We start from the raw sequence: 24,403 nt of genomic DNA on the forward strand, positions 1-24,403 counted from the left end.
GGCGATCAACGGCTCGCCGCAAGCCGCCGCCTAAGCCGCACGACCCTTCCCCTGCGACGACCGGCCCCGGCTCGAACCTGTTCGAGCCGGACCGGATCTTTCGTCCCAAAATCCGGCTACCCGCGAGGATTTCATGAAGATCTGCATCTACGGCGCCGGCGCGATCGGCGGATATCTCGGGGTTCAGCTCGCCCGCGCTGGCGCCGATGTCAGCCTGGTCGCACGCGGCGCGCACCTTGCCGCGATGCGCGAGCGCGGCCTGACGCTGCTCGCGGGCGAAGAGAAGCACACCGTGCATCCGCGCTGCACCGACGATCCCGCCGAACTCGGCGTGCAGGACTACATCATCATCACGCTGAAGGCGCATTCGATCACCGGCGTGATCGAGAAGATGCAGCCGCTGCTGGGCCCGCACACCCGCATCGTCACCGCCGTCAACGGCATCCCCTATTGGTATTTCTACAAGCATGGCGGCGAATACGAGAATTCGACGCTGGAGAGCATCGACCCCGGCGGGCGGCAGTGGCGCGAGATCGGCGCCGAGCGCGCCATCGGCTGCATCGTCTATCCCGCCACCGAGATCGAGGCACCCGGCGTGATCCGCCACGTCTACGGCAACAACTTTCCGCTGGGCGAGCCCTCCGGTGAAATCACATCCGACGTGCAGCGCCTGGCCGACCTGTTCGTCGCAGCGGGCCTCAAGGCTCCGGTGCTCGACCGCATCCGCGACGAGATCTGGCTCAAGCTCTGGGGCAATGTCTGCTTCAACCCGATCAGCGCGCTGACCCATGCGACGCTCGACGTGATCTGCACCGATCCCGCCACCCGCGCGCTGTCGCGCGCGATCATGGTGGAGACACAAGGCATCGCCGAGACCTTCGGCGTCAAATTCCGCGTCGATGTCGAGCGCCGCATCGAGGGCGCCCGCAAGGTCGGGGCGCACAAGACCTCGATGCTCCAGGACCTCGAGCGCGGCCGCCCCATGGAGATCGACCCGCTCGTCACCGTGGTGCAGGAGATGGGCCGCCTCACCGGCGTTGCCACGCCTGCCCTGGACTCGGTGCTGGCGATGGTGACCCAGCGCGCCCGCATTGCCGGCCTTTATGACGGCGTGTCGGCACCGGCCGATCCCCGCGCACTGGCGGTGGCATGATGTCCGGCGAGATCAAGAAATGGCTCCGCTTCCGGAATAATGGCGCGACCGGCTTCGGCACGCTGACGCCATCAGGCATCAGCGTGCATGAGGGCGAGATGTTCGGCCGCCATGCAGCCACCGGCAAGACTCTGGCACTGTCGGAGGTCGAGCTGCTGACGCCCTGCGCACCCAGCAAGATCGTCGCGCTCTGGAACAACTTTCACGCGCTCGCCGCAAAACTGAACCAGCCCGAGCCGCCGGAGCCGCTCTATCTGCTGAAAGCCACCAGCAGCATCACGACGCCGGGCGCCGTGATCCGCCGCCCCTCCTACTACGACGGCAAGACCACCTATGAAGGCGAGCTCGGCATCGTGATCGGCAGGACCTGCGCCCGCGTGTCACCGGCGGAAGCAGACGCCTTCATCTTCGGCTACACCTGCGTCAACGACATCACGGCCAACGACATCCTGACCAGCGATCCGACCTTTCCTCAGTGGGCCCGCGCCAAGGGCATCGACGATTACGGCCCGTTCGGCCCCGTCATCGCGACCGGCCTCGATCCCGCAAAACTCGTTGTCCGCACCATCCTCAACGGCGCCGAGCGGCAGAACTATCCGATCTCGGACATGATCTTCTCGGCGCAGGAGCTGGTCAGCAAGATCTCCCATGACATGACCCTGCTCCCCGGCGACCTCATCGCAGTCGGCACTTCGGTCGGCGTCGGCGTGATGAAAGAGCTGGTGAATGTCGTGACGGTGGCGATCGACGGCATCGGCGAGCTGACGAACGAGTTTCGGCTGTAGCTCTCGCCGTCATTCCGGGGCGCGACGAAGTCGCGAGCCCGGAATCCATAACCACAGGCAGCGGTCGTGGAGCGAACTCGGCGGTGCGCAGTGCCTGACCCAATTTGCGATCGTGGTTATGGATTCCGGGCTCGGCGCTGTGCGCCGCCCCGGAATGACGCCGCAGATTAGTCAGCGCCCCCCACGTCTCGGGAAAACCCGGCACTCTCCTCGCCGCCCCTCCACCAATCGGCTGACGCCGACGGCTGTGGATCGCGCTAGCTGACCCATGCCGCAACCCGCCCGCCCCTTGCGCTCGGTTCCGCTCTCCAATAGCAAATATGGCGATAATGTGTGCCGGCGTGAGGAAGTCACGATGTGGCTGTTTTTCCTGGTTGCCTGGTTCGTCCTGCTCGTCGCCATCGCGTTTCTCGCCCAACAGGCGTTTGGTTATGACGTCAGCCACCTGCCCGCCTGGTTCGCGGGCCTGCCGATGCCGCAGCGCCTCACGATCGGGGCGATTGTGGCGCTCGGGCTCGCACTGATCGGCGCAACCGTCTGGCAGCTCTCGCGCCAGGACCGGCGCCTCGGCACGCTGCGCGACCGCCTGAAAAAGACCCGCGAGGACGTCGTTGTCGCCCACGCCCTGCAAAACCACCTCGACGCCACCGTCCAGCACCTGATCGAGAGCGACCCAAGGGAAGCCGTCTCCACCCTCCACGACAAGCTGGGCGAGACCGAGCAGCGCGCTTTGCTCCAGCAGGGCCGCAACGAATCCACCGACATGCATGACCAGCTCGCCGAGATCCGTCGCCGCCAGCAGGCGCTGCGCGACATGGTCGGCAAGGTCGCAGATCAGCGCCGCGCGGTCGAACCCGTCTTCACCGAGATCCGCGACCGCCAGAACCAGCTCGAGCGCTCCCTGCACGACCTCGAAACCGACGACCGCAAGAACAGCCTCGCCGATCGGCTCAAGGACATCGCACGCGACATGTCGACGCTGCTGTCGCGGGTGAACACGGTCCAGGAGACGTTTGCAACGCTCAGCCAATACAAGGAAGATCTGGCGAAATCCCATGCCGAGCTGGTGCCGCTGCGCGCGACGGATGCCGGCATCAACGCCCTGATCGGCGAGCTCGGGCTCAGCCATGACCGCCTCACCAAGAGCGTCGATGAGCTCGAGACCGGCGGCGATGCGCCGCTCAGCGCGCGCGTCGAGACGCTGTCGAAGAGCAAGATCGAGATCGAGCAGCGTCTCGCGCGCATCGACGACAGTTTCAACATTCTCAAGACTGTCAGCCTCGACTTCGAGGAGCTCGGCCAGCGCCAGACCCAGCTCGAACGCGCGATTGCGGAGGTCGAGACCGGCCCCGACGGCAAGACCCTCGCCGACCGTCAGAATGCGCTGAACGATTTCGTCCTCCAGTCGCGCCAGCGCCTCGGCGCGTTGCAGGAGACCTTGGCGACGCTGAACGCCTTCAAGGCGGAGCTGTCGAAGTCGCAGGCCGACCTCGTGCCGCTGAAGGCCCCGGTGTTCGGCATCGAGGCCATGATCGCCGACGTCAGCACCACCCGCGATCTCCTCGCCAAAACCGTCGGCGAGATCGAGGCGAACGCCGGCGTGACGCTGGCCTCGCGTGTCGAGACGCTGACCAAGAGCAAGCGCGAGGTCGAGGACCGCCTCGCCCGCATCTTCGACAATTTCAATGCGCTCGATGGCTTGCGCAAGGACATCGGCGGCATCTTCTCGACGATCCGGAACAGCCTCAACCGGATCGGGTGAGTTGCTGCGCAGGATGGGTTTCGCTGCGTTCTATCCATGCTGCGAGCCGCGACCCGAAACATCCGGACACATCACATCTGCGCGCGCCCGATCATTGCCGCCAACATGTCGCGGCCGTGCCGCAACTTGGACGCATTCGGCCGCCCATCTGCGAGGCGTGTCTGGGGGCACGGCATGGCCGTGTTCGGGCCAAACCTTCTAGGGGTATCAACGTGAAGAAGATTGTAATTGTTCTGGGTGCGACGCTTGCTCTGGTGACGGCTGCGAACGCTGCGGATCTGCCGCGCCGCCAGCCCGTGCCGGTCTATCCGGCCGAGCAGGCCCCGATCGGCAAGATGCCGATTGGCAAGAGCCCGATTGGAAAGGCCCCGATCGGCAAGGCGCCCGGCCCGGTCGCTGCGCGCTACTGATCAGCGCAACCGCTGCATTGGTGTGAACGGTCGACGAGTCGAGGGGCATAGCGTGACGAACAAACCTGATCGATCGGGATCCTGCATCCTTGCGGGGTTCGCGCTTGCGGCGATGATCGCATGCACGATGCCCTCGGCCTCGGCCCATGAGGCGAACAAGCGCATTGCCGACGCAAATGCGCTTGCCACGACCGACTCCACGTCACGATCGGCGCCGCAATCGCGGCGCCCGGTCGCGCGTGCGGAGAAAGGTCCCTATTACGTCGACTTCCGCGCCCGCACGGCGGCGAGCTGGGGCCATGCCTTCGTCTGGTACGGCAAGACCAGCGAGCGCGCCGTCGAAGTGGCGGGCCTCACGCCTGCCGGCGATACCTGGGCCTATGTGCTCGGCCACCTCACCTGGGTGCCGGCCGAGACCGGCGCGAGCTACGGCGATCTCGATCCAGACTATCTGACCGCCAGCTACCGCGTCTACCTGAACGAGGCCGACGCCAAGCGCGTGTTCGCCTACATCAAGAAATTGCAGGCAAGCTCGCCGGTCTGGAACGCCGAGACCACCAATTGCACCGGCTTCATCGGCGACATCGCCGAATACATGGGCCTGCAGGTCCCCTATCGCTGGCAGCGCCCGGAAAACTTCGTCAACCGCCTCAAGGAAATGAACGGCGGCCGGCAGATGGTGCGGCTGTCGGCGGAGTAGCCGTGATTCCGTAGCCCGGATGGAGCGCAGCGCAATCCGGGACCGGCGCCGCTTTGTTGCACGAACCCCTGATTACGCTGCGCGCTCCATCCAGGCTACGACACCATCACCGTCACCCTGAGGTGGCCGCTTCTTCAGCGGCCCTCGAAGGGCGACGGCCCGACTGCATCTCGGCCGTTCATCCTTCGAGGCTCCTCGTGCGCTGCTTCGCATCGCACGCCTCGCACCTCAGGATGACGGAACAAGATCCCCAAAATTATCCGCCCCGCGGAATCACCCACACCTCCGCATGATCGCCCCGCACGCCGGCGCAATAGACATTTTCCCACCCCGGCGGCATCCTCCCGGCCATCAACCGATAATAGTGCCTGCGGCCCACGCGGGCGGGGGAAACTGATCATGTTGCAGACACGGTTCACAAAGCTCGTCGGCGTCGAGCACCCCATTGTCCAGGGCGGCATGCAATGGGTCGGACGGGCCGAGCTGGTCGCAGCTGTTGCGAACGCCGGTGCGCTCGGCTTCATCACGGCGCTGACCCAGCCGACGCCGGAGGACCTGACCAGGGAGATCGCGCGCTGCCGCGACCTCACCGACAAGCCGTTCGGGGTCAACCTCACCATCCTGCCCGCGATCAAGCCGCCGCCTTATGCCGAATACCGCGCCGCCATCATCGAGGCCGGCATCACGGTGGTCGAGACCGCCGGCAACAAGCCGCAGGAGCATGTCGACGAGTTCAAAAAGCACGGCGTCAAGGTCGTGCACAAATGCACCAGCGTCCGGCACGCCCTCTCGGCCGAGCGGATGGGCGTCGACGCCATCTCGATCGACGGCTTCGAATGCGCCGGCCATCCCGGCGAGGACGACACCCCCGGGCTGATCCTGATCCCGGCCGCCGCCAACAAGGTCAAGATCCCGATGATCGCCTCGGGCGGCTTTGCCGACGCGCGCGGCCTCGTCGCGGCGTTGGCGCTGGGGGCCGAGGGCATCAACATGGGCACCCGGTTCATGGCGACCAAGGAGAGCCCGATCCACCAATCCATCAAGGAGAAGATCGTCGCCAATGACGAGCGCGAGACCGAGCTGATCTTCCGCACCATGCGCAACACCTCGCGCGTCGCCAAAAACGAGATCTCGACCAAGGTCGTCGCCATGGAGAAGGAAGGCGCCAAGTTCGAGGACATCCGCGAACTCGTCGCGGGCGCCCGCGGCAAGATGGTCTACGCGACAGGCAACTCGGACGAAGGCATATGGTCGGCCGGCCAGGTGCAGGGCCTGATCCAGGACATCCCGAGCTGCGGCGAGCTGATCTCGCGCATCGTGCGCGAGGCGGAGGCGATCATTCGCAACCGGCTCGAAGGCATGATCGCTCATCCCAGCGCGCAAGCTGCCGAATAATCACTGCAAGAAGCGAGAGCAATTCATGAAGGCTTACGTCTACGGCCCTGAGGGCGCTAAGATTTCCGACGTCGCTCAGCCAAAGCCCAAGGGCACCCAGGTGCTGGTGCGCGTGCGCGCCTGCGGTCTCAATCGCGCCGACACCGGCATGCGCAAGGGCCACGCCCATGGCGCGGCCGGCGGCGTCGGCGCCGTGCTCGGGATGGAATGGGCGGGCGAAGTCGCCGAGCTCGGACCGGATGCGAAGGGCGTCAAGGTCGGCGACCGCATCATGGGCTCGGGCGGCGCAGCCTTCGCGGAGTATACGCTCGCCGATCACGGCCGGCTGTTTCGCGCACCCTCGAACATGAATTTCGAGGAGGCCGCCACCCTGCCCGTCGCGCTCGCGACCATGCACAACGCCGTCGTCACCGTCGGCGGCGTGCAGCCTGGCCAAAGCGTTCTGATCCAGGGTGCCAGCTCCGGCGTCGGCCTGATGGCGATGCAGATTGCAAAGCTCAAGGGCGCAAAGCTGGTGATCGGCTCGTCCACCGATGCGTACCGCCGCGGCCGGCTGACCGAATATGGCGCCGACCTCGCGGTCGATTCCTCCGATCCCAAATGGGTCGACGACGTCCTGAAGGCCACCGGCGGCGAAGGCGTCGATCTCATCGTCGACCAGGTCTCGGGCCAAGTCGCCAACCAGAACCTGGCTGCGACGAAGATCCTCGGCCGCATCGTCAATGTCGGCCGGCTCGGCGGCACCCATGCCGATTTCAACTTCGACCTCCATGCCGCCCGCCGCATCAGCTATATCGGCGTCACCTTCCGCACCCGCAGCATCGAGGAGGTCCGCACGATCTTTGACGAAGTCCGCAAGGACATCTGGGGTGCGGTCGAGTCCCGCAAGCTGCAACTGCCGATCGACAAGGTCTATGCGTTCGACGACATCGACAAGGCGTTCGAGCACATGGAGGCGAACAAGCATCTGGGGAAGATCGTGGTGACGCTGTAACCGCGGCCGAGGTCTCATCAGGTGGGCAAAGCGCAGCGTGCCCACGATTTGTTTCCATCGCGCAAGAACGTGGGCACGGCGCTTCGCGCCTTTGCCCACCCTACGACACCGGGCCTGAAGTATGCGCGAGCCTTCAATTCGGAAGCATTCGCAATAGCTTCGCTTCTGCAACTCACTTGCGACTACAACTGTGGATCATCGCTTGATGTCCTGTGCTGGCCTGCTAAATCCCCGGCCATGAGCGCACAGCACAGCAAGACTTCGGTCGCGGCCATCTCGATCTTCGCCAGCGGCGGCATGGCGGCGGCCAAGTTCGCGGTCGGGATCGCGATCGGCTCGCTCGCGCTGATCTCAGAAGCCCTGCACTCCTCGATCGACCTGGTCGCGACCATCATCACCTGGGCGGTGGTGCGGGTGTCCGACAAACCCGCCGACGACGAGCACCATTACGGCCATGGCAAGCTGGAGAGCATCTCCGCGCTCGGCGTCACCGCCCTGCTTTATGTGCTCGCCGGCGGCATTTTGGTCGAATCCTACAGCCGGCTGCGCGAGGGAACCGCGCCGCCGACCATCTCGGCCGTGCCGTTCGTGGTGCTGGTGATCGACATCGTCGTCAATTTCTGGCGGGCGCGGGCGCTACACAAGGCCGCGCGTGAGACGCGGAGCCAGGCGCTCGCCGCCGACGCGCTGCATTTCGCCTCGGACGTGATGGGCTCGTTCGCGGTGATCATCGGCCTGATCCTCGCCGGTCTCGGCTTCTGGTGGGGCGACGCCGCGGCCGCCGCCGCGGTCGCCGTGATGATCGCCCTGCTCGGCCTGCGCATGGCCGGCTCGACGGTGCAGACACTCGTGGACCGTGCTCCGGAGGGCGCGCAGGAGAAGGCCACGGCCGCGATCCGCGGCGTACCCGGCGTGATCGACGTCGAGCGCCTGCGCGTACGCATGGTCGGGGCAACCACCTTCATCGACACCATCGTCAACGTGCCGCGGACCTACCCGATCGACCGCGTCGAGGAGATCAAGCGCAGGGTGCAAGCCGCCGTCGACAAGGCGTTCGGCGATGCCGACCTCACCTTCACCCCGGTCCCGGTCGCCCGCGACAACGAGACCGTACGCGACCGCATCATGGTGATCGCCCATAATTCCGGCCTCGCCATCCACCATGTCACGGTGCACGATCTCGGCGGCAAGCTGATCGTCAGCATCGACCTCGAGGTCGACGCCGGGATGCGGCTCGACGCCGCTCACGACGTCGCCCACGCGCTGGAGCGCAACATCCAGGAAGAGTTCGGTGCGGATGTCGAGGTCGACGTCCATATCGAGCCGCTGGAACCGGAACTGCCATTCGGGGTCGACGCCGCGCCGGACCGGGTGCAGACCATCGCGGCCGCGCTGACCGAATATGCCGCCGGCAGCGAGATCCACGACATCCATAATGTCCGTGTCCGCAACACCGATGCCGGCGAGATCGTCAACTTCCACTGCCGCGCCACGCCGTCGATGAGCGTCATCAGGGTGCACGAGCATGTCGACGCGATCGAGCGCCGCTTGCGCCGCGCGTTCCCGAGCGTGAAGCGCGTCATCAGTCACGCGGAGCCGCCGCGCGCGTGACGTAGAATGTGCAGGCGATCGCGCGTTCTCGTTTCGGACTCATCGCGAACGTGCGTTTACGGGTCCGAGAGGCGTAAACTACGCATTGGATAAGAATAATTTCGCGTTAACGTTTCGTTGACTCTCGACAGCCTGCGCAAACTGGATTCAAATCGGTGTGATTCGAAAGCGACGTGGGGCTGCTTTCGAAACTCAAGTTGCAAGCTGGTTTTCAGGGGGCCGAAGGCATGCCGCGTGCAGACGCCGCGAACGCGTGCGTCCAATCCGATTCGATCAAAGGATTGGCGCAATCGATCGCGAAACCTGCCTATCATCGGCTCCTGATCGCGGAGCCGGCGCTGCGACGCGCCGTGCCGACGCTCATCATCGCGTTCCTGATCACGATCTGCCTCGGCGCATTCGTGCAGGTCGTCGATCAGACGCGCCAGAAGCGGCAGGAGATCCGGCAGGGCATCTCCGCGCTCTCCGATCTGCTGGCCGAGCGCATCGACCGTCTCGCCTCCTCGCGGAGCGAGCGGCAGAAGAACATCGAGCGCCTGCCGACGCTGCTGCCCGACCTGATCCCGTCCTGGGGCAACGCCACGGGCCGCCACGTCATCGTCACCTCGGCCGGGATCGATCGCCATATCCTCGCCCGTATTCCGATCGACAGCGACCCTGCCGGCAATGACCGCCTGCTCGATGCCATCACCACGGCGCAGCTGCTTGCGGCACCGCCGCGCGAGGGCAACATCTCCGACATGACGCTGCCGAACGGCAACGCCGCAATGGCGACCTCGCGGCAGATCAAGTCGCTGCCCGGCTTCGTCATCGTGATCCAGGAGCGCAACGAGCCGCTCTGGGGCTCGGACGCCGCGCTCTCGGTGACGCTGTCGGCAACCACCGGCTTCGTCGTGCTGATCCTCGGCTTCGCCTTCCACTGGCAGTCCACCCGCGCCCGCGAGGGCGACCTCATCAACGACGCCGTGCGCGGCCGCATCGACACCGCGCTCAACCGCGGCCGCTGCGGGCTGTGGGACTGGGACCTGTCGCGCGGCCGGATCTTCTGGTCGCAATCGATGTTCTCGATGCTGGGCCTCGACGGCCGCAACGAGCTCCTCACCTTCGGCGAGGTCAACGCGCTGGTGAAGTCCGACGATATCGACCTGTTCGCGATCGCCGACCAGCTCATCTCCGAGAAGATCGACCACATCGACCAGACCTTCCGCATGCAGCATGTCGACGGCCACTGGATCTGGCTGCGCGTCCGCTGCGAGAAGACACGCGGCGCGACCGATTCCAGCGTGCACCTGATCGGCATCGCCGTCGACATCACCGAGCAGAAGAGCCTCGCCGAGCGCACCGTCGAAGCCGACCTCCGCCTGCGCGACGCCATCGAGACCATCCCGGAAGCCTTCGTGCTGTGGGACGCCAGCGATCGCCTGGTGCTCTGCAACTCGCACTTCCAGCGCCTGCACAAGCTGCCCGACTCGGCCGTCATCCCCGGCACCTCCTACGAGACCGTGCTCGAGGTCGGCCGCATGCCGGAGGTGCGCACCCGCCACAACGAGACCGCTGCCCAAGGCCCGGGCGCCCGCACTTTCGAGGCTCAGCTCGACGACGGCAGCTGGCTGCACATCAGCGAGCGCCGCACCAAGGACGGCGGCTACGTCTCGGTCGGCACCGACATCACCCGCATCAAGGAGCACGAGCAGAAGCTGGTCGACAACGATCTGCGCCTGCGCGCCACCGTCATCGACCTGAAGCGTTCGCAGGCCGCTCTCGAGCGTCAGACCAACGAGCTTGCCGACCTCGCCGAAAAATACCAGCGCGAGAAGACCCGCGCCGAGGAAGCCAACCAAACCAAGTCGAAATTCCTCGCCAATATGAGCCACGAGCTGCGCACGCCGCTCAACGCCATCATCGGCTTCTCCGAGATCATGGGCTCGGGCATGTTCGGCGATCTCGGCAGCGAGAAGTACCAGGAATACTGCCACGACATCCTGACCAGCGGCCATTACCTGCTCGAAGTCATCAACGACATCCTCGACATGTCGAAGATCGAGGCCGGTCGCATGAAGCTCGACATGGAAGAGCTCGACCTCGCACAGACGCTGGCGGAATCCCTGCGCGTCGTCACCGGCCGTGCCCAGGACAAGAACCTGACGCTCGATGCCGACATCGGGACATCGATCTCGGTCGTCGCCGACCGCCGCGCCACCAAGCAGATCATCGTCAATTTGCTGTCCAACGCGGTGAAGTTCACCCCCGATGGCGGCCGCATCGTGATCCGCAGCCGGCAGCTCGACGACCGGATCGTGCTGATGATCGCCGACACCGGCATCGGCATCGCCCCGCACTCGCTGGCGCGGCTCGGCCGTCCGTTCGAGCAGGTCGAGAGCCAGCTGACCAAGACCTATCACGGCTCGGGCCTCGGCCTCGCCATCGCCCGCTCGCTGGCGCAGCTCCACGGCGGCTCGATGCGGCTGCGCTCGAAGATCGACGTCGGCACCGTCGTGCGCGTGACCCTGCCGCGCGATGCGATCAAGGCGGCCGCCGGCGTATCGGTTGCGGCCTAGGGCGTGAGCTCTTAAACGTGAGCTTCCCCTTTTCGTTGATGAGTGCGGCCCATCGCCTAAAGTGCGGTATCCAAGAGGTCGCTGAGCGAGGCGTCGATCACACGTCCGGCGGCAGTGGATAGCGTTGTTGCCTGATCAGTCATTCGCGCCGATGTCCGTAAAAAGGAACCCCGCCGGCGTCCTGGTAAAGACGAAGATGAGCTCGCCGCAGAAGACGAAGTAATTGTCATTGTTCTCTTGATCGCGATCGTAGACGGCCTTGCCGCGCTGGATACACGCGCGATTTTTCGCCGTGAAAGAGGTTGGATAAGTCTTGGCGCGAAATTGCGCGGCGTCGCGAATTGCGCTGTCGTTCATGAACGGCAATCGCGTCATACCGGCGACGGCGGCGGAATCGTTTGTCCTCAGCGCCGCGCGAAACTTCTCGATGAAGCCATCGAACTCCTTCTGCAAGGCAGGAGAAGCGACGGCCTTCTTCGGCGCCTGGGCGACGGCTGGAGCAAGGTTCACGAAAGCGGTTGCGAGTATAATTTTCAGCAAAAATTTCACGGCTCGGCTCCGTCCATCGACCAATCAGGGTGTACCGACCGAAAGAAGTCCATGGCGTTCTGTTGCGTCAAGGATTTTCTGCTCGCCGCGCAGAGTTAACCCCGCCCAGGCGTCTCGAACCATGCAGGCGGAGCTCGTCCGGCAGGCTGCAACGGCGATATGCGATCGCCCTGCTACAATTGCAGCGACGGCGCCACTTCACGTGCGACATTGACCAGCGCCGCGATCAGCGGCGTCATGGGGTCGCGCTGCGGGATCACCATGCCGATGCTGTAATTGACATCGGGGTCGGTGATCGGGATCGAACGCACGGTGTCGGACAGGCCGAGCGTCTCGGCGAGCTTGGCCGGCATCACGCTCGCCCAGCGACCGGTCTTCACATGCGTGAACAGCACAAGCAGCGAGTTCGAGGTCAGGGTGGGCGTTGCCTCCGCGCCAACCGAGCGCAGCGCGCGATCGATGATGCGGCGGTTCTGCATGTCGGGCGTCAGCAGGCAGAGCGGCACCTGCCCCACTTCCTTCCAGGTCACCGTCTCGCGATCGCCGAACATCGCATCCGGCGCGGTCAGCAGGCGATAGGTCTCGTTGTAGAGCGGAATGGTGCGCACCTTGCCGATCGGTTCGTTCTCGATATAGGTCAGCCCCGCATCGACCTCGAGATTTTCGAGCAGCCCCAGCACCTCCGATGACGTGGTGGACCGGATGCTGAACCGCACCTCGGGGTGCCGGGCGCGGAACGGCGTCGTCAGCTGGGCGACCATGCCGAGCACGGTCGGGATCGCGGCAATGCGGATCTCGCCCGAGAGCTTGTGCTTCAATCCGTTGATCTCGTCCCGCATGGCCCGTGCATCGCCGACGATGCGCCGCGCCCAGTCCAGTGCCCGCTCACCCTCGGGGGTGAAACCCTGGAAGCGGGAGCCGCGCTGGACCAGCATCACGCCCAAAATCTCCTCGAGCTGCTTCAGCCCGGTCGACATGGTCGGCTGGGTGACCCCGCAAGCCTCCGCCGCGCGTCCGAAATGCCGCTCCTTCGCCAGCGCCAGCAGCAGTTCAAGCTTGTCGATCAACCGGAGGTCCCCTCGGATTCCATCGTGGCATGCAAGCTAGCACGGCAGGTCCTTACCAACACGGAAAAACCGGCAAGCGGAACGGCGTCGATTGCATTTTCATATCGATCGATCGCCTCCGTCAATCGATCTGAATTCGCAATCGCAGCATGAGACAGCTTTATTGATCTTCGAACGATTCCAAATAGTTTGCGATCAAGGGACGCTCAATCTGAGAACAAAGAATGACAGCGGTTTACGAGCCTGCTTACGAGGCTTCTTACGAATCCTGGGACGAGACGCGCGGCGCCGAGATCATCGCCGAACACGCCAGCCAGGAAGGCGCGACGCTGGTCATCCTCCACGCCCTTCAGGAGGCGTTCGGCTACGTGCCCGAGGCGGCCATTCCCATGGTGGCGCAGGCGCTGAATCTGTCGCGCGCCGAGGTGCACGGCGTGTTCACCTTCTACCATGATTTCCGCCACAAGCCGGCAGGCCGCCATGTGCTGAAGCTGTGCCGCGCGGAGGCCTGCCAGGCTGCGGGCGGCGATGCGCTGGCTGCGCGGGCAGAGGCAAAGCTCGGCGTGGCGCTCGGCAACACCACGGCCGATGATCGCGTCACGCTGGAGCCGATCTACTGCCTCGGTCTGTGCGCGACCGCGCCATCCGCGATGCTCGACGGCCGCCTGATCGGCCGGCTCGACGAGAAGCGCCTCGATGCACTCGTGGCGGAGGCACAGCGATGAGCATGCGTCTATTCGTCTCACGCGATGCGGGTGCGGTGGCCGTCGGCGCCGACGAGGTTGCATTGGCGCTGGAGCAGGCTGCGGCCAAGCGCGGCGTCGCGGTCGAGATCGTCAGGACCGGCTCGCGCGGGATGTACTGGCTGGAGCCGCTGGTCGAGGTCGCGACGCCGCAGGGCCGGATCGCCTTCGGCCCGGTCACCGAGACCGACGTGCCCTCCCTGCTCGACGCGCTCGCCAGCAATACACCGCATCTGCTGCGGATCGGCGCGACCGACGAGATCCCCTGGCTGAAGCGCCAGACCCGTCTCACCTTCGCACGTTGCGGCGTGATCGATCCGCGCTCGCTTGACGATTACCGCGCCCACGGCGGCTACAAGGGTTTTGAGCGCGCCCTCTCGCTCGGCCCGGAGGCGATCCTCACTGAGGTCACCGCATCCGGCCTGCGCGGCCGTGGTGGCGCGGGCTTCCCGACCGGCATCAAATGGAAGACGGTGGCGCAGGCCAAGGCCGGCCGCAAGTTCATCGTCTGCAACGCCGACGAAGGCGACAGCGGCACCTTTGCCGACCGCATGATCATGGAAGGCGACCCCTTCCTGGTGATCGAGGGCATGACGACGGCGGGTATCACCGTCGGCGCCACCAAGGGCTACATCTACATCCGCAGCGAATATCCGCACGCGGTCGAGGCAATGAACGCCGCGATCAAGGCGGCCAGGCGCGGCGGCTATCTCGGCGACAGGATCGGCGGCTCGACCTACAGCTTCGATATGGAAGTGCGTGTCGGCGCCGGCGCCTATGTCTGCGGCGAAGAGACCTCGCTGCTGGAGAGCCTCGAAGGCCGCCGCGGCCTCGTGCGCGCCAAGCCGCCGCTGCCGGCGCATCACGGCCTGTTCGGCAAGCCGACCGTGATCAACAACGTGCTGTCGTTCGCGGCCATCCCCTTCATCCTCGCCGAAGGCGCCAAGGCCTATGCCGATTTCGGCATGGGCCGCTCGCGCGGCACGATGCCGATCCAGCTCGCCGGCAATATCCGCCACGGCGGGCTGTTCGAAACCGCGTTCGGCGTGACGCTGGGCGAGCTCGTCGACGACATCGGCGGCGGCACGTTCACGGGTCGCCCGGTTCGCGCTGTGCAGGTCGGCGGCCCGCTCGGCGCCTATTTCCCCCGCGCGCTGTTCGACACGCCATTCGACTACGAGGCCTTTGCGGCACGCGACGGATTGATCGGCCATGGCGGCATCGTCGTGTTCGACGACAGCGTCGACATGCGCAGGCAGGCGCGCTTCGCCATGGAGTTCTGCGCCATCGAATCCTGCGGCAAATGCACGCCCTGCCGGATCGGCTCGACCCGCGGCGTCGAGACCATCGAGAAGATCATCCGCGGCGACCGCGTCAGTGAAAACCTCGCGCTCGTCGAAGACCTCTGCAACACCATGAAATTCGGCTCGCTCTGCGCACTCGGCGGCTTCACGCCCTACCCCGTGCTCAGCGCATTGAAGCATTTCCGGGAGGATTTCATCCCGGCCCCGACCACGCTTCAAGCCGCGGAATAGGAGAACGACGATGTCTCTGATCGAAGAAATCGACTACGGCACGCCACGCTCCAAATCGACGACGATGGTGACGCTGACCATCGACGGCAATGAGGTCACGGTGCCCGAGGGCACCTCGATCATGCGGGCCGCGATGGATGCTGGCCACCAGATCCCCAAACTCTGCGCCACCGACATGGTCGACGCGTTCGGCTCCTGCCGGCTCTGCGTCGTTGAGATCGAGGGCCGCGCCGGCACGCCGGCCTCCTGCACCACGCCGGTGATGCCGGGCCTCGTCGTCCACACCCAGAGCGAGCGGCTGAAGAAGCTGCGCAAGGGCGTGATGGAGCTCTACATCTCCGACCATCCGCTCGACTGCCTCACCTGCGGCGCCAATGGCGACTGCGAATTGCAGGACATGGCCGGCGCCGTCGGCCTGCGCGACGTCCGCTACGGCTACGAGGGCGAGAACCACGTCTTCGCCAAATCCCATGGCGAGATCAACGCCGCCTGGATGCCGAAGGACGAGTCCAATCCCTATTTCACCTATGACCCGTCGAAGTGCATCGTCTGCTCGCGCTGCGTCCGCGCTTGCGAGGAGGTGCAAGGCACCTTCGCGCTGACCATCTCCGGCCGCGGCTTCGACAGCCGCGTCTCGCCCGGCATGAGCGAGAGCTTCCTCGGCTCCGAATGTGTCTCCTGCGGTGCTTGCGTGCAGGCCTGCCCGACCGCGACACTGACGGAAAAGTCGGTGATCGAGATCGGCCAGCCCGAGCATTCGGTCGTCACCACCTGCGCCTATTGCGGCGTCGGCTGCGCCTTCAAGGCGGAGATGCGCGGCGAGGAAGTCGTGCGCATGGTGCCCTACAAGGACGGCAAGGCCAATCGCGGCCATTCCTGCGTCAAGGGCCGCTTTGCCTGGGGCTACACCAATCACAAGGAACGCATTCTCAACCCGATGATCCGCGAGCGGATCGAGGATCCCTGGAAGGAAGTCTCCTGGGACGAGGCGTTCTCGTTCGCCGCTGCGAAAATGCGCGGCATCCAGAAGAAGTACGGCCGCGACGCCATCGGCGGCATCACCTCGTCCCGCTGCACCAACGAAGAAACCTATCTGGTGCAGAAGCTGATCCGCGGCGGCTTCGGCAACAACAATGTCGACACCTGCGCCCGCGTCTGCCATTCGCCGACCGGCTATGGCCTGTCGCAGACTTTTGGTACCTCGGCCGGCACGCAGGATTTCGACTCGGTCGAGGATACCGACGTCGCGGTCATCATTGGTGCAAACCCCGCCTCGGCTCACCCTGTGTTCGCCTCGCGTCTGAAGAAGCGGCTGCGCCAGGGTGCAAAACTGATCGTGATCGATCCGCGCCGCACCGAGATGGTGGAATCCCCGCATGTGAAGGCGCTGCACCTGCCCTTGATGCCGGGCACCAATGTGGCGGTCGTCACCGCGCTGGCGCATGTCATCGTCACCGAGGGCCTTGCCAACGAAGCCTTCGTGCGCGAGCGCTGCGACTGGGCCGAGTTCGAGGAATGGGCCGCCTTCGTCGCCCAACCCAAGCACAGCCCGGAAGCGACCGCGATCCTCACCGGCGTCGATCCGAACGATCTGCGCGAAGCCGCCCGCATCTACGCCACCGGCGGCAATGGCGCGATCTATTACGGCCTCGGCGTCACCGAGCACAGCCAGGGCTCGACCACCGTGATCGCGATCGCCAACCTCGCGATGGCGACCGGCAATATCGGTCGTCCCGGCGTCGGCGTGAACCCGCTGCGCGGCCAGAACAACGTGCAAGGCTCCTGCGACATGGGCTCGTTCCCGCACGAGCTGCCGGGCTATCGCCATATCTCGGGCGACGCCGTGCGCGACCAGTTCGAGGCGCTGTGGAACGTCAAGCTGAACCCGGAGCCGGGCCTGCGCATTCCCAACATGTTCGATGCCGCGATCGAAGGCACTTTCATGGGCATCTACGTGCAGGGAGAGGACATCCTGCAGTCCGACCCCAACACCAAGCACGTGGTGGCGGCACTGTCGGCGATGGAATGCGTCATCGTTCACGACCTCTTCCTGAACGAGACAGCGAACTACGCCCACGTCTTCCTGCCCGGCTCGAGCTTCCTCGAGAAGGACGGCACCTTCACCAATGCCGAACGCCGCATCCAGCGCGTACGCAAGGTGATGTCGCCGAAGAACGGCATGGCCGACTGGGAGGTCACCATCGCGCTCGCCAAGGCGATGGGCTTCGAGATGAACTACAACCATCCCTCAGAGATCATGGACGAGATCGCGGCGCTGACGCCGACCTTCACCGGCGTCTCCTACGCCAAGCTCGACGAGCTCGGCTCGGTGCAGTGGCCCTGCAACGAGAAGGCGCCCGAGGGCACGCCGGTGATGCATATCGGCGGCTTCGTCCGCGGCAAGGGCAAGTTCATCGTCACCGAATATGTCGCGACCGACGAACGCACCGGCCCGCGCTTCCCGCTGCTGCTCACCACGGGGCGCATCCTCAGCCAGTACAATGTCGGCGCGCAGACGCGGCGCACCGAGAATGTGGTCTGGCATGCCGAGGACCGGCTGGAAATCCATCCGCACGATGCCGAGCAGCGCGGCGTGCGCGACGGCGATTGGGTGCGGCTGCAGAGCCGCGCCGGCGAGACCACCCTGCGTGCGGAGATCACCGACCGCGTGTCGCCGGGCGTCGTCTACACCACCTTCCACCACCCGGACACGCAGGCCAACGTGATCACGACAGACTATTCGGACTGGGCGACCAACTGTCCGGAATACAAGGTCACGGCGGTGCAGATCTCGCCCTCGAACGGCCCGTCCGACTGGCAGAAGGCCTATGACGAGCAGGCGCGGCATTCCCGCCGCATCGTGCCGGCAGAGGCTGCGGAGTAGCGGCATGCATGTGCCCGTCCAGGCCATCGACCGCGAAACCTGGCGTGACGGCGTCACCTCGGAAGGGACACGGCTGATCCCCGAGGAGACGCCGCTGGCGCTGACCTATAATGGCGGCACTTACGCCGTCATGATGGGGACGCCGCAAAACCTCGAGGATTTTGCGGTCGGCTTCAGCCTGGACGAAGGCATCATCAAATCGGTCGACGACATCAAGTCGCTCGAAATGGTCCGCCTCGACGACGGCATCGAGCTGCGGATGTGGCTGGCCCCGGAAGACGCCGCGCGCATCAGCGAGCGGCGGAGGCACATCGCAGGCCCCACCGGCTGCGGCATCTGCGGCATCGACTCCATCGCCGAAGCCGTGCGGCCGGCGGCCATCGTTCCGCAAGGGGCCCGCTTCACGGCGCAGCAGATCATGACGGCGATGCAGGCAATCGCGCCCCTGCAAGCGATCAACATGCAGACGCGCGCGGTTCATGCCGCGGCCTTCTGGTCGCCGGCGAACGGCATCGTCGCCCTGCGCGAGGACGTCGGCCGCCACAACGCGCTCGACAAGCTCGCTGGCGCACTGGCGCGCAGCCGGACCGATGCGAGCGGCGGCATGGTGCTGCTGACGAGCCGCGTCTCGGTCGAGATGGTGCAGAAGACGGCCGCGATCGGCGCCCCCGTGCTGGTCGCGGTCTCCGCCCCGACTGCGCTTGCGGTTCGCACGGCGGAGGCCGCCGGCATCACGCTGATCGCGATTGCCCGCAGCGACGGGTTTGAAGTGTTCACGCACCAGGGCCGCGTTGCGGTTCATCGTGCCCAGGGGACTGCCCAGGAGATCATCGATGTCGTCGCCTGACCGCCTCGTCTACATGGCCAACCAGATCGGGACGTTCTTCAGGAGCCAGGGCCATGACAAGGCCGTGCCGGGGATTGCCGACCACATCAAGAAATTCTGGGATCCCCGGATGAAGCGCGCGATCTTCGCTCATCTCGATGCAGGCGGCGTCGGCCTCGAGCCTGATGTCCGCGAGGCCCTCACCTCGTTGAAGCAGAGCCTTCCAGCAACGCCCTGAACACGCGCCGCACCTCGCCCTGCGTCTCCTTTACCCGTGCCTCCAGCGACGAGAAGTCCGGCGCATCGCCGGCGCGTGCCATGACGCGCAACAGATCGGTGCCGGCGGTTTCGGGCTTGAAGCGGTCGCTGACGCACAGCCGCAGGATCTGCGTCAGGTCGTGATAGAGCCGCGCCGCGGCCCGCAGGATCTCGGCCTCCGACTGCGCGAGCACGCCGAGCCTGGCTGCGTTGTCCAGCACCTGAAGCGTGCTGACATCGAGAATCTCAGGCTTGGCATGGGCGTGCACGAGCTGGAGATATTGCGCGATGAAGTCGATGTCGACCATGCCGCCGGCGGCGTATTTGAGATCCCAATGGTCGGTCTCGCCTTTCTCCTGCGCGATCGCGCGCCGCATGTCGGCGACGTCATTGGCGACGACGGCCCGGTCGCGGCGGCGGGTCAGGACGTCACGGATGACGCGCTCGATCCGCTCGCAAAACTCAGATGATGCCGACACCACGCGCGCGCGCGTCAGCGCCATGTGCTCCCAGGTCCAGGCTTCGTTGGCCTGGTAATCTGCGAAGGAAGCGAGGCTCGACGCCACGGGGCCGGCGCGCCCGGACGGGCGCAGCCGCATGTCGATCTCGTAGAGCACGCCGTAATTGGTGCGCGTGGTGAAGGCGCTGATCAGGCGCTGGGTGAAGCGGGCGAAATAATGCGCGCCGTGAAGCGACTTCACGCCGTCGGAGTCCGGATCTTCGCCGTCGAAATCGTAGAGCAGGATCAGGTCGAGGTCGGATGACGCCGTCATCTCGCGGCTGCCGAGCCGGCCCATCGCGATGATGGCGGTCTCCTGCCCCTTGATCCGGCCGTGCTGGGCCGCAAATCGATCGGCGACGAGTCCGTGCACGGTGTGGACGATGCCTTCGGCGACGTCGGCGAAAGCCGTGCTCGCCTGTTGTGCCGAGACCGTGCCCGACAGAATGCGCGTGCCGATCAGGAACAGGCTCTCCTGTCCGAATAGGCGCAGGCGATCGAGGAACTCCTCGTATGAGGCTGCATCCTGCACGGTGGCGGCGAGACGCGCCGACAATTCCCGCCTGTCCGGCATCGCGCCGAAGAAGCGCGGATCGATCAGGCCGTCCATCAGCTGCGGCTGCCGCGCCAGCATCTCGCCGAGCCGGGGCGCTGCCCCCAGCACCAGCGCCACGAGCGCGACGAGGTCGCGGTTCTGGCCGAGCAGCGTGATCAGCCGGCCGCCCCGCTGGAGCGCCCCGAGGAAATGATCGAACGACACCACGGCGCGGTCCGGCTCCTCGGCATGCGCAAGGCCGTCGATCAGGGCCGGCACGAATTCGACGAAGGCGCTTCGCGTCGTCTCATTGCGGAACACGCGATAGTCGCCGGTGATCCAGTCGCGCACGGTCTGCGCGACGGCGGCGGGCTTCTTGAAACCGAGCGTCGCCAGATGTTGCAGCAGGCGCGGGTCGTCCGGGCCCACACCGTAGTCGAGCGCCGGCAGCTTTGCCGTGCCGGTCGGATCATCGCCCTCAAAGAGCTTCTCATAATGCCCCTGCACGATCCCGAGCTGCCGCAACAGATCGCGCGCAAGGGCCTCGCGATCGGGGTAGCCGAAGAAGCGGGCAAAGCGTTCGACCGCCTCCTTGTCGTCGGGCAGCGCATGGGTCTGCTCGTCGGCGATCATCTGGAGACGGTGCTCGACCCGGCGCAAAAATTCATAGGCTATGGTCAGCTCATCGCGGGCGACAGAGGTGATCCAGTTGCTGGACGCGAGAATGTCGAGCGCGGCCAGCGTCGACCGAACCCGCAATTCCGGATGGCGCCCGCCGGCGATCAATTGCTGGGTCTGCGCGAAGAACTCGATCTCGCGGATGCCGCCGCGGCCGACCTTGACGTTGTGGCCTTCGACCGCGACCTCGCTCTGGCCGCGATAGGTCTGCATCTGCCGCTTCATGTCGTGGACGTCGGCGAGCGCGGCGAAGTCGAGATGCTTGCGCCAGACGAACGGTGCGATCTCGGCGAGCAGCGCCTCGCCCGCTTTGGGATCTCCGGCGCAGGCCCGCGCCTTGATCATCGCGGCGCGCTCCCAGGTGCGCCCTTCCCGCTCGTAATAATGCAGCGCGGCGTCGCGCGAGATCGCGACCTGCGTCGAGGACGGATCGGGACGCAGCCGCAGATCGACGCGGAAGACGTAGCCGTCATAGGTGCGCTGCTGGAGGATGCGCGCCATGCCCTGGGTCACGCGGACGAAGAAAGGCTGCGGCTCGATGTCGGGGGCCAGCGTCGTCGTGTGGGGATCGAAGAAGACGATGAGGTCGATGTCGCTGGAATAGTTCAGCTCGCCCGCGCCCATCTTGCCCATGGCGAGCACGATCAGGCCGCAGCCCTCTTCCGGTGCCTCCGGATCGGGCGGCAGGATTTTTCCACGTGCGGCTTCCTGCCGCAGCTGATATCCGAGCGCCGCCTGCACCGAGGACACCGCGACATCGGTCAGCGCCGCCGTCACCCGCATCACCGGCCAGACCGCGCCGATGTCGCACAGCGCGATCAGCAGGGCTGCCTCCGCCTTCATGCGGCGAAGCAGCCGCATCACCTCGGCCTCGTCGCCTGCGGCGAGCACCGCATCCCTCGTCTCCGCGATCAGCGCGGCGAGATGCAGATCCGGATCGCATTCCAGCAGCCGGATCAGGCGCGGCGGATCGGCGCGCACCAGATCGAACAGATAGGGCGAGAACTCCGCGATCCCGGTCAGGATATCCCGCGCGAAGGGATGCACCAGCAACGCGCCAAGACGGGCCGATTGCGCCGGCTCGAGCTCGACCAGCCAGTTCTCGAAGCGTCGTTCGTCGATGGTGGAAGCGGCAATATGGGGAGCCTCCGCGAAGCGCGCGGCCAGGCTCTCACCATGCTTGTCCGCGTTTCCCGGCGCGGAGTGGTTCATGCCACCTTCTGTGGCACATCCGGTATTGGGGGAGCAACCCTGTCACCGGCGCCCGCACGCGCCGGAAGCACCAGCGTGGCGACGAGGCCCGGATGGGCATCCCCCAGCCGCAATTCCCCGCCATGGAGTGTCGCGACGGCGGAGGCGAGGCTGAGGCCGAGGCCGGAGCCCGGCAGCGTGCGGCTGGCCTCCAGCCGCACGAATCGCTCGACGGCATGCTTGCGATCGGCTTCCGGGATACCGGGGCCGCGATCGGTGACGCTGAGCAGCACCTGGTCGCCCTCGCGCCTCGCCTCGATCGTGATCTGCCTGGAGTCCATGCTGACCACGGTTCCAGCGGTCTGCACGACCGGCTTGCCATATTTGATCGCATTCTCGACCAGGTTAGCGAGCGCCTGGCTGATCAATTCGCGGTTGGCGTGGACCGGCGTCGGATCGGCCTTGACCTTCAAGGTCATGCCGTCGTCTTCGGCCAGCGGCTCGTAAAGCTCGTGGATGCCACCGGCGACGTCGGCCGCGTCGAAATCATCCATGTTGCCGCGGGCCTGTCCGGACTCGGCGCGCGCGATCATCAGCAGCGCGTTGAAGGTACGGATCAGGCCGTCGGATTCCTCGATGGTCCGCTCCAGCGCGGCGCGGTAATCGGCCTCGCTGCCCGATTTCGCCAGCGCCTCCTCGGCGCGGTTGCGCAGGCGCGTCAGCGGCGTCTTGAGGTCGTGGGCGATATTGTCGGAGACTTCCTTCAATCCCGCCATCAGCGCCTCGATCCGCTCGAGCATGGCGTTGAGATTTTCCGCAAGACGATCGAGCTCGTCGCCGCTGCGCCCCACCGGCAGGCGCCCGCTGAGATCGCCGGTCATGATGCGCTGGGCGGTGCCGGTCATCGCATCGATGCGCGTCAGCACCCTGCGCGCGACGAAGATGCCGCCGCCGAGGCCAAGCACGACGACGATCAGGATCGACCATTGCGCCGCCTTCGCCACGATGCCGAACAGCCGCCGCCGCTCGGCGAGATCGCGTCCGATCAGAAGCCTGAAACCGTTTTCCAGTTCGGTGACGCGAACCAGCGCGAGATGGTCGCGGTCGTCGGCATCCTCGATCCGCCGGTAGGCGGTCTCGGACCAGCCGCGCGTCGCCATTACGCCCGGCGCCAGCGAGCCGACATTGCCGGCGATCGACTGCCCGGTCGGCGTCGTCACGAGGTAGAGGTTGGCGCCCGGCCGCAGCGCGCGGTATTCGATCGCGAGCACGAGCGCGCGCAGGCCCCGGCGGCCGTAGATCTCGTTGATCTCCGAGGTCTCGGCATTGACCGTCTGCGTGATCTCTTCGGTAATCAGCCGCCGCGTATTCCAGGCGAAATAGCCGAGCAGCGAGGCCGCGAAGATCCCGAACAGGAACAGGTAGACCAGCGTCAGCCGGAATGCCGTGGTGCGGACGAGTTTACCGAATGCCGTCACGGATCATGTACCCGGCGCCGCGGATCGTGTGCAGCAGCGGCCGCTCAAAACCCTTGTCGATCTTGGAGCGCAGCCGCGAAATGTGCACGTCGATCACGTTGGTCTGCGGATCGAAATGATAGTCCCAGACATTCTCCAGCAGCATGGTGCGCGTCACCACCTGGCCGGCGTGCTTCATGAGGTATTCGAGCAGGCGGAATTCGCGCGGCTGGAGCGTCAGCTCGTCCTTGCCGCGGGCGACGCGGTGGGACAGCCGGTCGAGCTCGAGATCGCCGACCCGGTAGAGCGTGTCCTCGGCAGGCCCACCGCGGCGGCGCGACAGCACCTCGACCCGGGCCAAAAGCTCGGCGAAGGAATAGGGTTTTGGCAGATAGTCGTCGCCGCCGGCGCGCAGGCCCTTGATGCGATCGTCGACCTGTCCGAGTGCGGAGAGAATCAGCACCGGCGCCGTGTTGCCCTTGTCGCGCAGCGCGCCGATCAGCGACAGGCCGTCGCGCTTGGGCAGCATGCGGTCGACCACCAGCACGTCGTAATCGCCGCTCTCGGCCATGGCGAGGCCTTCCTCGCCGTCGGCGGCGTGGTCGGCAATGTGTCCGACTTCGCGAAACGCCTTCACGAGGTAGTCGGCGGATTCGCGGTCGTCTTCAATGATGAGGAGGCGCATCGTGCGTTCGGCGGCGGTCAAGGAGGTCAACCTTCTCTAAACATGGCGCGAGCGGTAATCGCATGCAAGCCGAGCGGCAGAGTCTCGCAGCGAGAAAAAGGGCGGGCGGTGAAGCTGGGGGGACCTCA

19 protein-coding genes are annotated in these 24,403 nt (G+C 65.7%); 14 read left to right on the forward strand and 5 right to left on the reverse strand.

Features of this window, described 5'->3' with window-relative positions; translation table 11 throughout:
• Positions 1-133: 133 nt before the first annotated feature.
• From PMI42_RS13895 to PMI42_RS13935, 9 genes are all read left to right on the forward strand, one after another.
• Positions 134-1,153 carry a 2-dehydropantoate 2-reductase gene (locus PMI42_RS13895; RefSeq protein ID WP_008135047.1) on the forward strand — a complete coding sequence of 340 codons (1,020 nt, stop codon included), beginning with the start codon at positions 134-136 and terminating at the stop codon, positions 1,151-1,153.
• A complete protein-coding gene (locus tag PMI42_RS13900; RefSeq protein WP_008135049.1) occupies positions 1,150-1,938 on the forward strand; it encodes a fumarylacetoacetate hydrolase family protein in 789 nt (262 codons plus the stop codon). Before PMI42_RS13895 ends, PMI42_RS13900 begins: the two co-directional genes overlap by 4 nt.
• Positions 1,939-2,293: 355 nt before the next feature.
• Entirely contained in the window at positions 2,294-3,700 is a 1,407-nt protein-coding gene (locus PMI42_RS13905; RefSeq protein WP_008135052.1) for a coiled-coil domain-containing protein, read from the forward strand.
• 212 nt (positions 3,701-3,912) lie between these two features.
• A complete protein-coding gene (locus PMI42_RS13910; protein WP_008135053.1) occupies positions 3,913-4,110 on the forward strand; it encodes a hypothetical protein in 198 nt (65 codons plus the stop codon).
• Positions 4,111-4,162: 52 nt separating this feature from the next.
• Complete coding sequence (locus PMI42_RS13915) at positions 4,163-4,810, forward strand: hypothetical protein (protein WP_008135056.1); 648 nt, start codon at positions 4,163-4,165, stop codon at positions 4,808-4,810.
• Positions 4,811-5,209: 399 nt separating this feature from the next.
• Positions 5,210-6,205 (forward strand): NAD(P)H-dependent flavin oxidoreductase, encoded by a 996-nt coding sequence (locus PMI42_RS13920; protein WP_008135057.1) that lies wholly within the window; start codon positions 5,210-5,212, stop codon positions 6,203-6,205.
• A 25-nt stretch (positions 6,206-6,230) separates the two neighbouring features.
• Positions 6,231-7,199, forward strand: coding sequence for a quinone oxidoreductase family protein (locus PMI42_RS13925; RefSeq protein WP_008135059.1), 969 nt, complete (start codon positions 6,231-6,233; stop codon positions 7,197-7,199).
• 237 nt (positions 7,200-7,436) lie between these two features.
• The gene (locus tag PMI42_RS13930; protein WP_035965635.1) at positions 7,437-8,810 is read left to right on the forward strand and encodes a cation-efflux pump; all 1,374 of its coding nucleotides are present in this window, start codon (positions 7,437-7,439) and stop codon (positions 8,808-8,810) included.
• Between the two features lie 227 nt (positions 8,811-9,037).
• Entirely contained in the window at positions 9,038-11,368 is a 2,331-nt protein-coding gene (locus PMI42_RS13935) for a PAS domain-containing sensor histidine kinase (RefSeq protein ID WP_008135063.1), read from the forward strand.
• Positions 11,369-11,503: 135 nt separating this feature from the next.
• Here the strand turns inward: PMI42_RS13935 and PMI42_RS13940 are convergent, their stop codons facing one another.
• Positions 11,504-11,917 (reverse strand): hypothetical protein, encoded by a 414-nt coding sequence (locus PMI42_RS13940; RefSeq protein WP_008135065.1) that lies wholly within the window; start codon positions 11,915-11,917, stop codon positions 11,504-11,506.
• A 173-nt stretch (positions 11,918-12,090) separates the two neighbouring features.
• Positions 12,091-12,984, reverse strand: coding sequence for a LysR family transcriptional regulator (locus PMI42_RS13945; protein ID WP_008135066.1), 894 nt, complete (start codon positions 12,982-12,984; stop codon positions 12,091-12,093).
• Between the two features lie 224 nt (positions 12,985-13,208).
• On the opposite strand from PMI42_RS13945, the gene PMI42_RS13950 reads away from it, so the two are divergent.
• From PMI42_RS13950 to PMI42_RS13970, 5 genes are read left to right on the forward strand one after another with little or no spacing between them, the layout of a single operon-like run.
• Positions 13,209-13,709 (forward strand): formate dehydrogenase subunit gamma, encoded by a 501-nt coding sequence (locus PMI42_RS13950; protein WP_008135067.1) that lies wholly within the window; start codon positions 13,209-13,211, stop codon positions 13,707-13,709.
• Positions 13,706-15,262, forward strand: coding sequence for a formate dehydrogenase beta subunit (locus tag PMI42_RS13955; RefSeq protein ID WP_008135070.1), 1,557 nt, complete (start codon positions 13,706-13,708; stop codon positions 15,260-15,262). The genes PMI42_RS13950 and PMI42_RS13955 overlap by 4 nt, the downstream gene beginning before the upstream one ends.
• 10 nt (positions 15,263-15,272) lie before the next feature.
• Positions 15,273-18,146: a formate dehydrogenase subunit alpha gene (gene fdhF, locus PMI42_RS13960; RefSeq protein WP_008135071.1), complete on the forward strand. Its 2,874-nt coding sequence runs from the start codon at positions 15,273-15,275 to the stop codon at positions 18,144-18,146.
• A gap of 4 nt (positions 18,147-18,150) precedes the next feature.
• Entirely contained in the window at positions 18,151-18,993 is an 843-nt protein-coding gene (gene fdhD / locus PMI42_RS13965; protein WP_008135073.1) for a formate dehydrogenase accessory sulfurtransferase FdhD, read from the forward strand.
• Positions 18,980-19,210 carry a formate dehydrogenase subunit delta gene (locus PMI42_RS13970; protein ID WP_008135075.1) on the forward strand — a complete coding sequence of 77 codons (231 nt, stop codon included), beginning with the start codon at positions 18,980-18,982 and terminating at the stop codon, positions 19,208-19,210. Before fdhD ends, PMI42_RS13970 begins: the two co-directional genes overlap by 14 nt.
• Here PMI42_RS13970 and PMI42_RS13975 read toward each other — a convergent pair.
• From PMI42_RS13975 to PMI42_RS13985, 3 genes are read right to left on the reverse strand one after another with little or no spacing between them, the layout of a single operon-like run.
• Positions 19,173-22,154 carry a bifunctional [glutamine synthetase] adenylyltransferase/[glutamine synthetase]-adenylyl-L-tyrosine phosphorylase gene (locus PMI42_RS13975; RefSeq protein WP_008135077.1) on the reverse strand — a complete coding sequence of 994 codons (2,982 nt, stop codon included), beginning with the start codon at positions 22,152-22,154 and terminating at the stop codon, positions 19,173-19,175. The two genes, PMI42_RS13970 and PMI42_RS13975, sit on opposite strands and share 38 nt — an antisense overlap.
• Positions 22,151-23,611, reverse strand: a complete 1,461-nt coding sequence (locus PMI42_RS13980; RefSeq protein ID WP_008135079.1) for a sensor histidine kinase — start codon at positions 23,609-23,611, stop codon at positions 22,151-22,153. Before PMI42_RS13980 ends, PMI42_RS13975 begins: the two co-directional genes overlap by 4 nt.
• Positions 23,595-24,275, reverse strand: coding sequence for a response regulator transcription factor (locus tag PMI42_RS13985; RefSeq protein WP_035965648.1), 681 nt, complete (start codon positions 24,273-24,275; stop codon positions 23,595-23,597). The genes PMI42_RS13980 and PMI42_RS13985 overlap by 17 nt, the downstream gene beginning before the upstream one ends.
• Between the last annotated feature and the right edge of the window lie 128 nt (positions 24,276-24,403).

The sequence above is a fragment of the Bradyrhizobium sp. YR681 genome, assembly GCF_000282615.1.
In the GTDB taxonomy this organism is placed as follows: domain Bacteria; phylum Pseudomonadota; class Alphaproteobacteria; order Rhizobiales; family Xanthobacteraceae; genus Bradyrhizobium.

Excerpts from the sequence above, each read along its gene's own strand:
- PMI42_RS13930 (WP_035965635.1), top strand. The coding sequence starts at position 7,437 with ATGAGCGCACAGCACAGCAAGACTTCGGTCGCGGCCATCTCGATCTTC.
- PMI42_RS13900 (WP_008135049.1), top strand. The coding sequence starts at position 1,150 with ATGATGTCCGGCGAGATCAAGAAATGGCTCCGCTTCCGGAATAATGGC.
- PMI42_RS13955 (WP_008135070.1), top strand. The coding sequence starts at position 13,706 with ATGAGCATGCGTCTATTCGTCTCACGCGATGCGGGTGCGGTGGCCGTC.
- fdhF (WP_008135071.1), top strand. The coding sequence starts at position 15,273 with ATGTCTCTGATCGAAGAAATCGACTACGGCACGCCACGCTCCAAATCG.
- PMI42_RS13975 (WP_008135077.1), bottom strand. The coding sequence starts at position 22,154 with ATGAACCACTCCGCGCCGGGAAACGCGGACAAGCATGGTGAGAGCCTG.
- PMI42_RS13920 (WP_008135057.1), top strand. The coding sequence starts at position 5,210 with ATGTTGCAGACACGGTTCACAAAGCTCGTCGGCGTCGAGCACCCCATT.
- PMI42_RS13935 (WP_008135063.1), top strand. The coding sequence starts at position 9,038 with ATGCCGCGTGCAGACGCCGCGAACGCGTGCGTCCAATCCGATTCGATC.
- PMI42_RS13925 (WP_008135059.1), top strand. The coding sequence starts at position 6,231 with ATGAAGGCTTACGTCTACGGCCCTGAGGGCGCTAAGATTTCCGACGTC.
- PMI42_RS13970 (WP_008135075.1), top strand. The coding sequence starts at position 18,980 with ATGTCGTCGCCTGACCGCCTCGTCTACATGGCCAACCAGATCGGGACG.
- PMI42_RS13895 (WP_008135047.1), top strand. The coding sequence starts at position 134 with ATGAAGATCTGCATCTACGGCGCCGGCGCGATCGGCGGATATCTCGGG.
- PMI42_RS13905 (WP_008135052.1), top strand. The coding sequence starts at position 2,294 with ATGTGGCTGTTTTTCCTGGTTGCCTGGTTCGTCCTGCTCGTCGCCATC.
- PMI42_RS13985 (WP_035965648.1), bottom strand. The coding sequence starts at position 24,275 with ATGCGCCTCCTCATCATTGAAGACGACCGCGAATCCGCCGACTACCTC.
- PMI42_RS13950 (WP_008135067.1), top strand. The coding sequence starts at position 13,209 with ATGACAGCGGTTTACGAGCCTGCTTACGAGGCTTCTTACGAATCCTGG.
- fdhD (WP_008135073.1), top strand. The coding sequence starts at position 18,151 with ATGCATGTGCCCGTCCAGGCCATCGACCGCGAAACCTGGCGTGACGGC.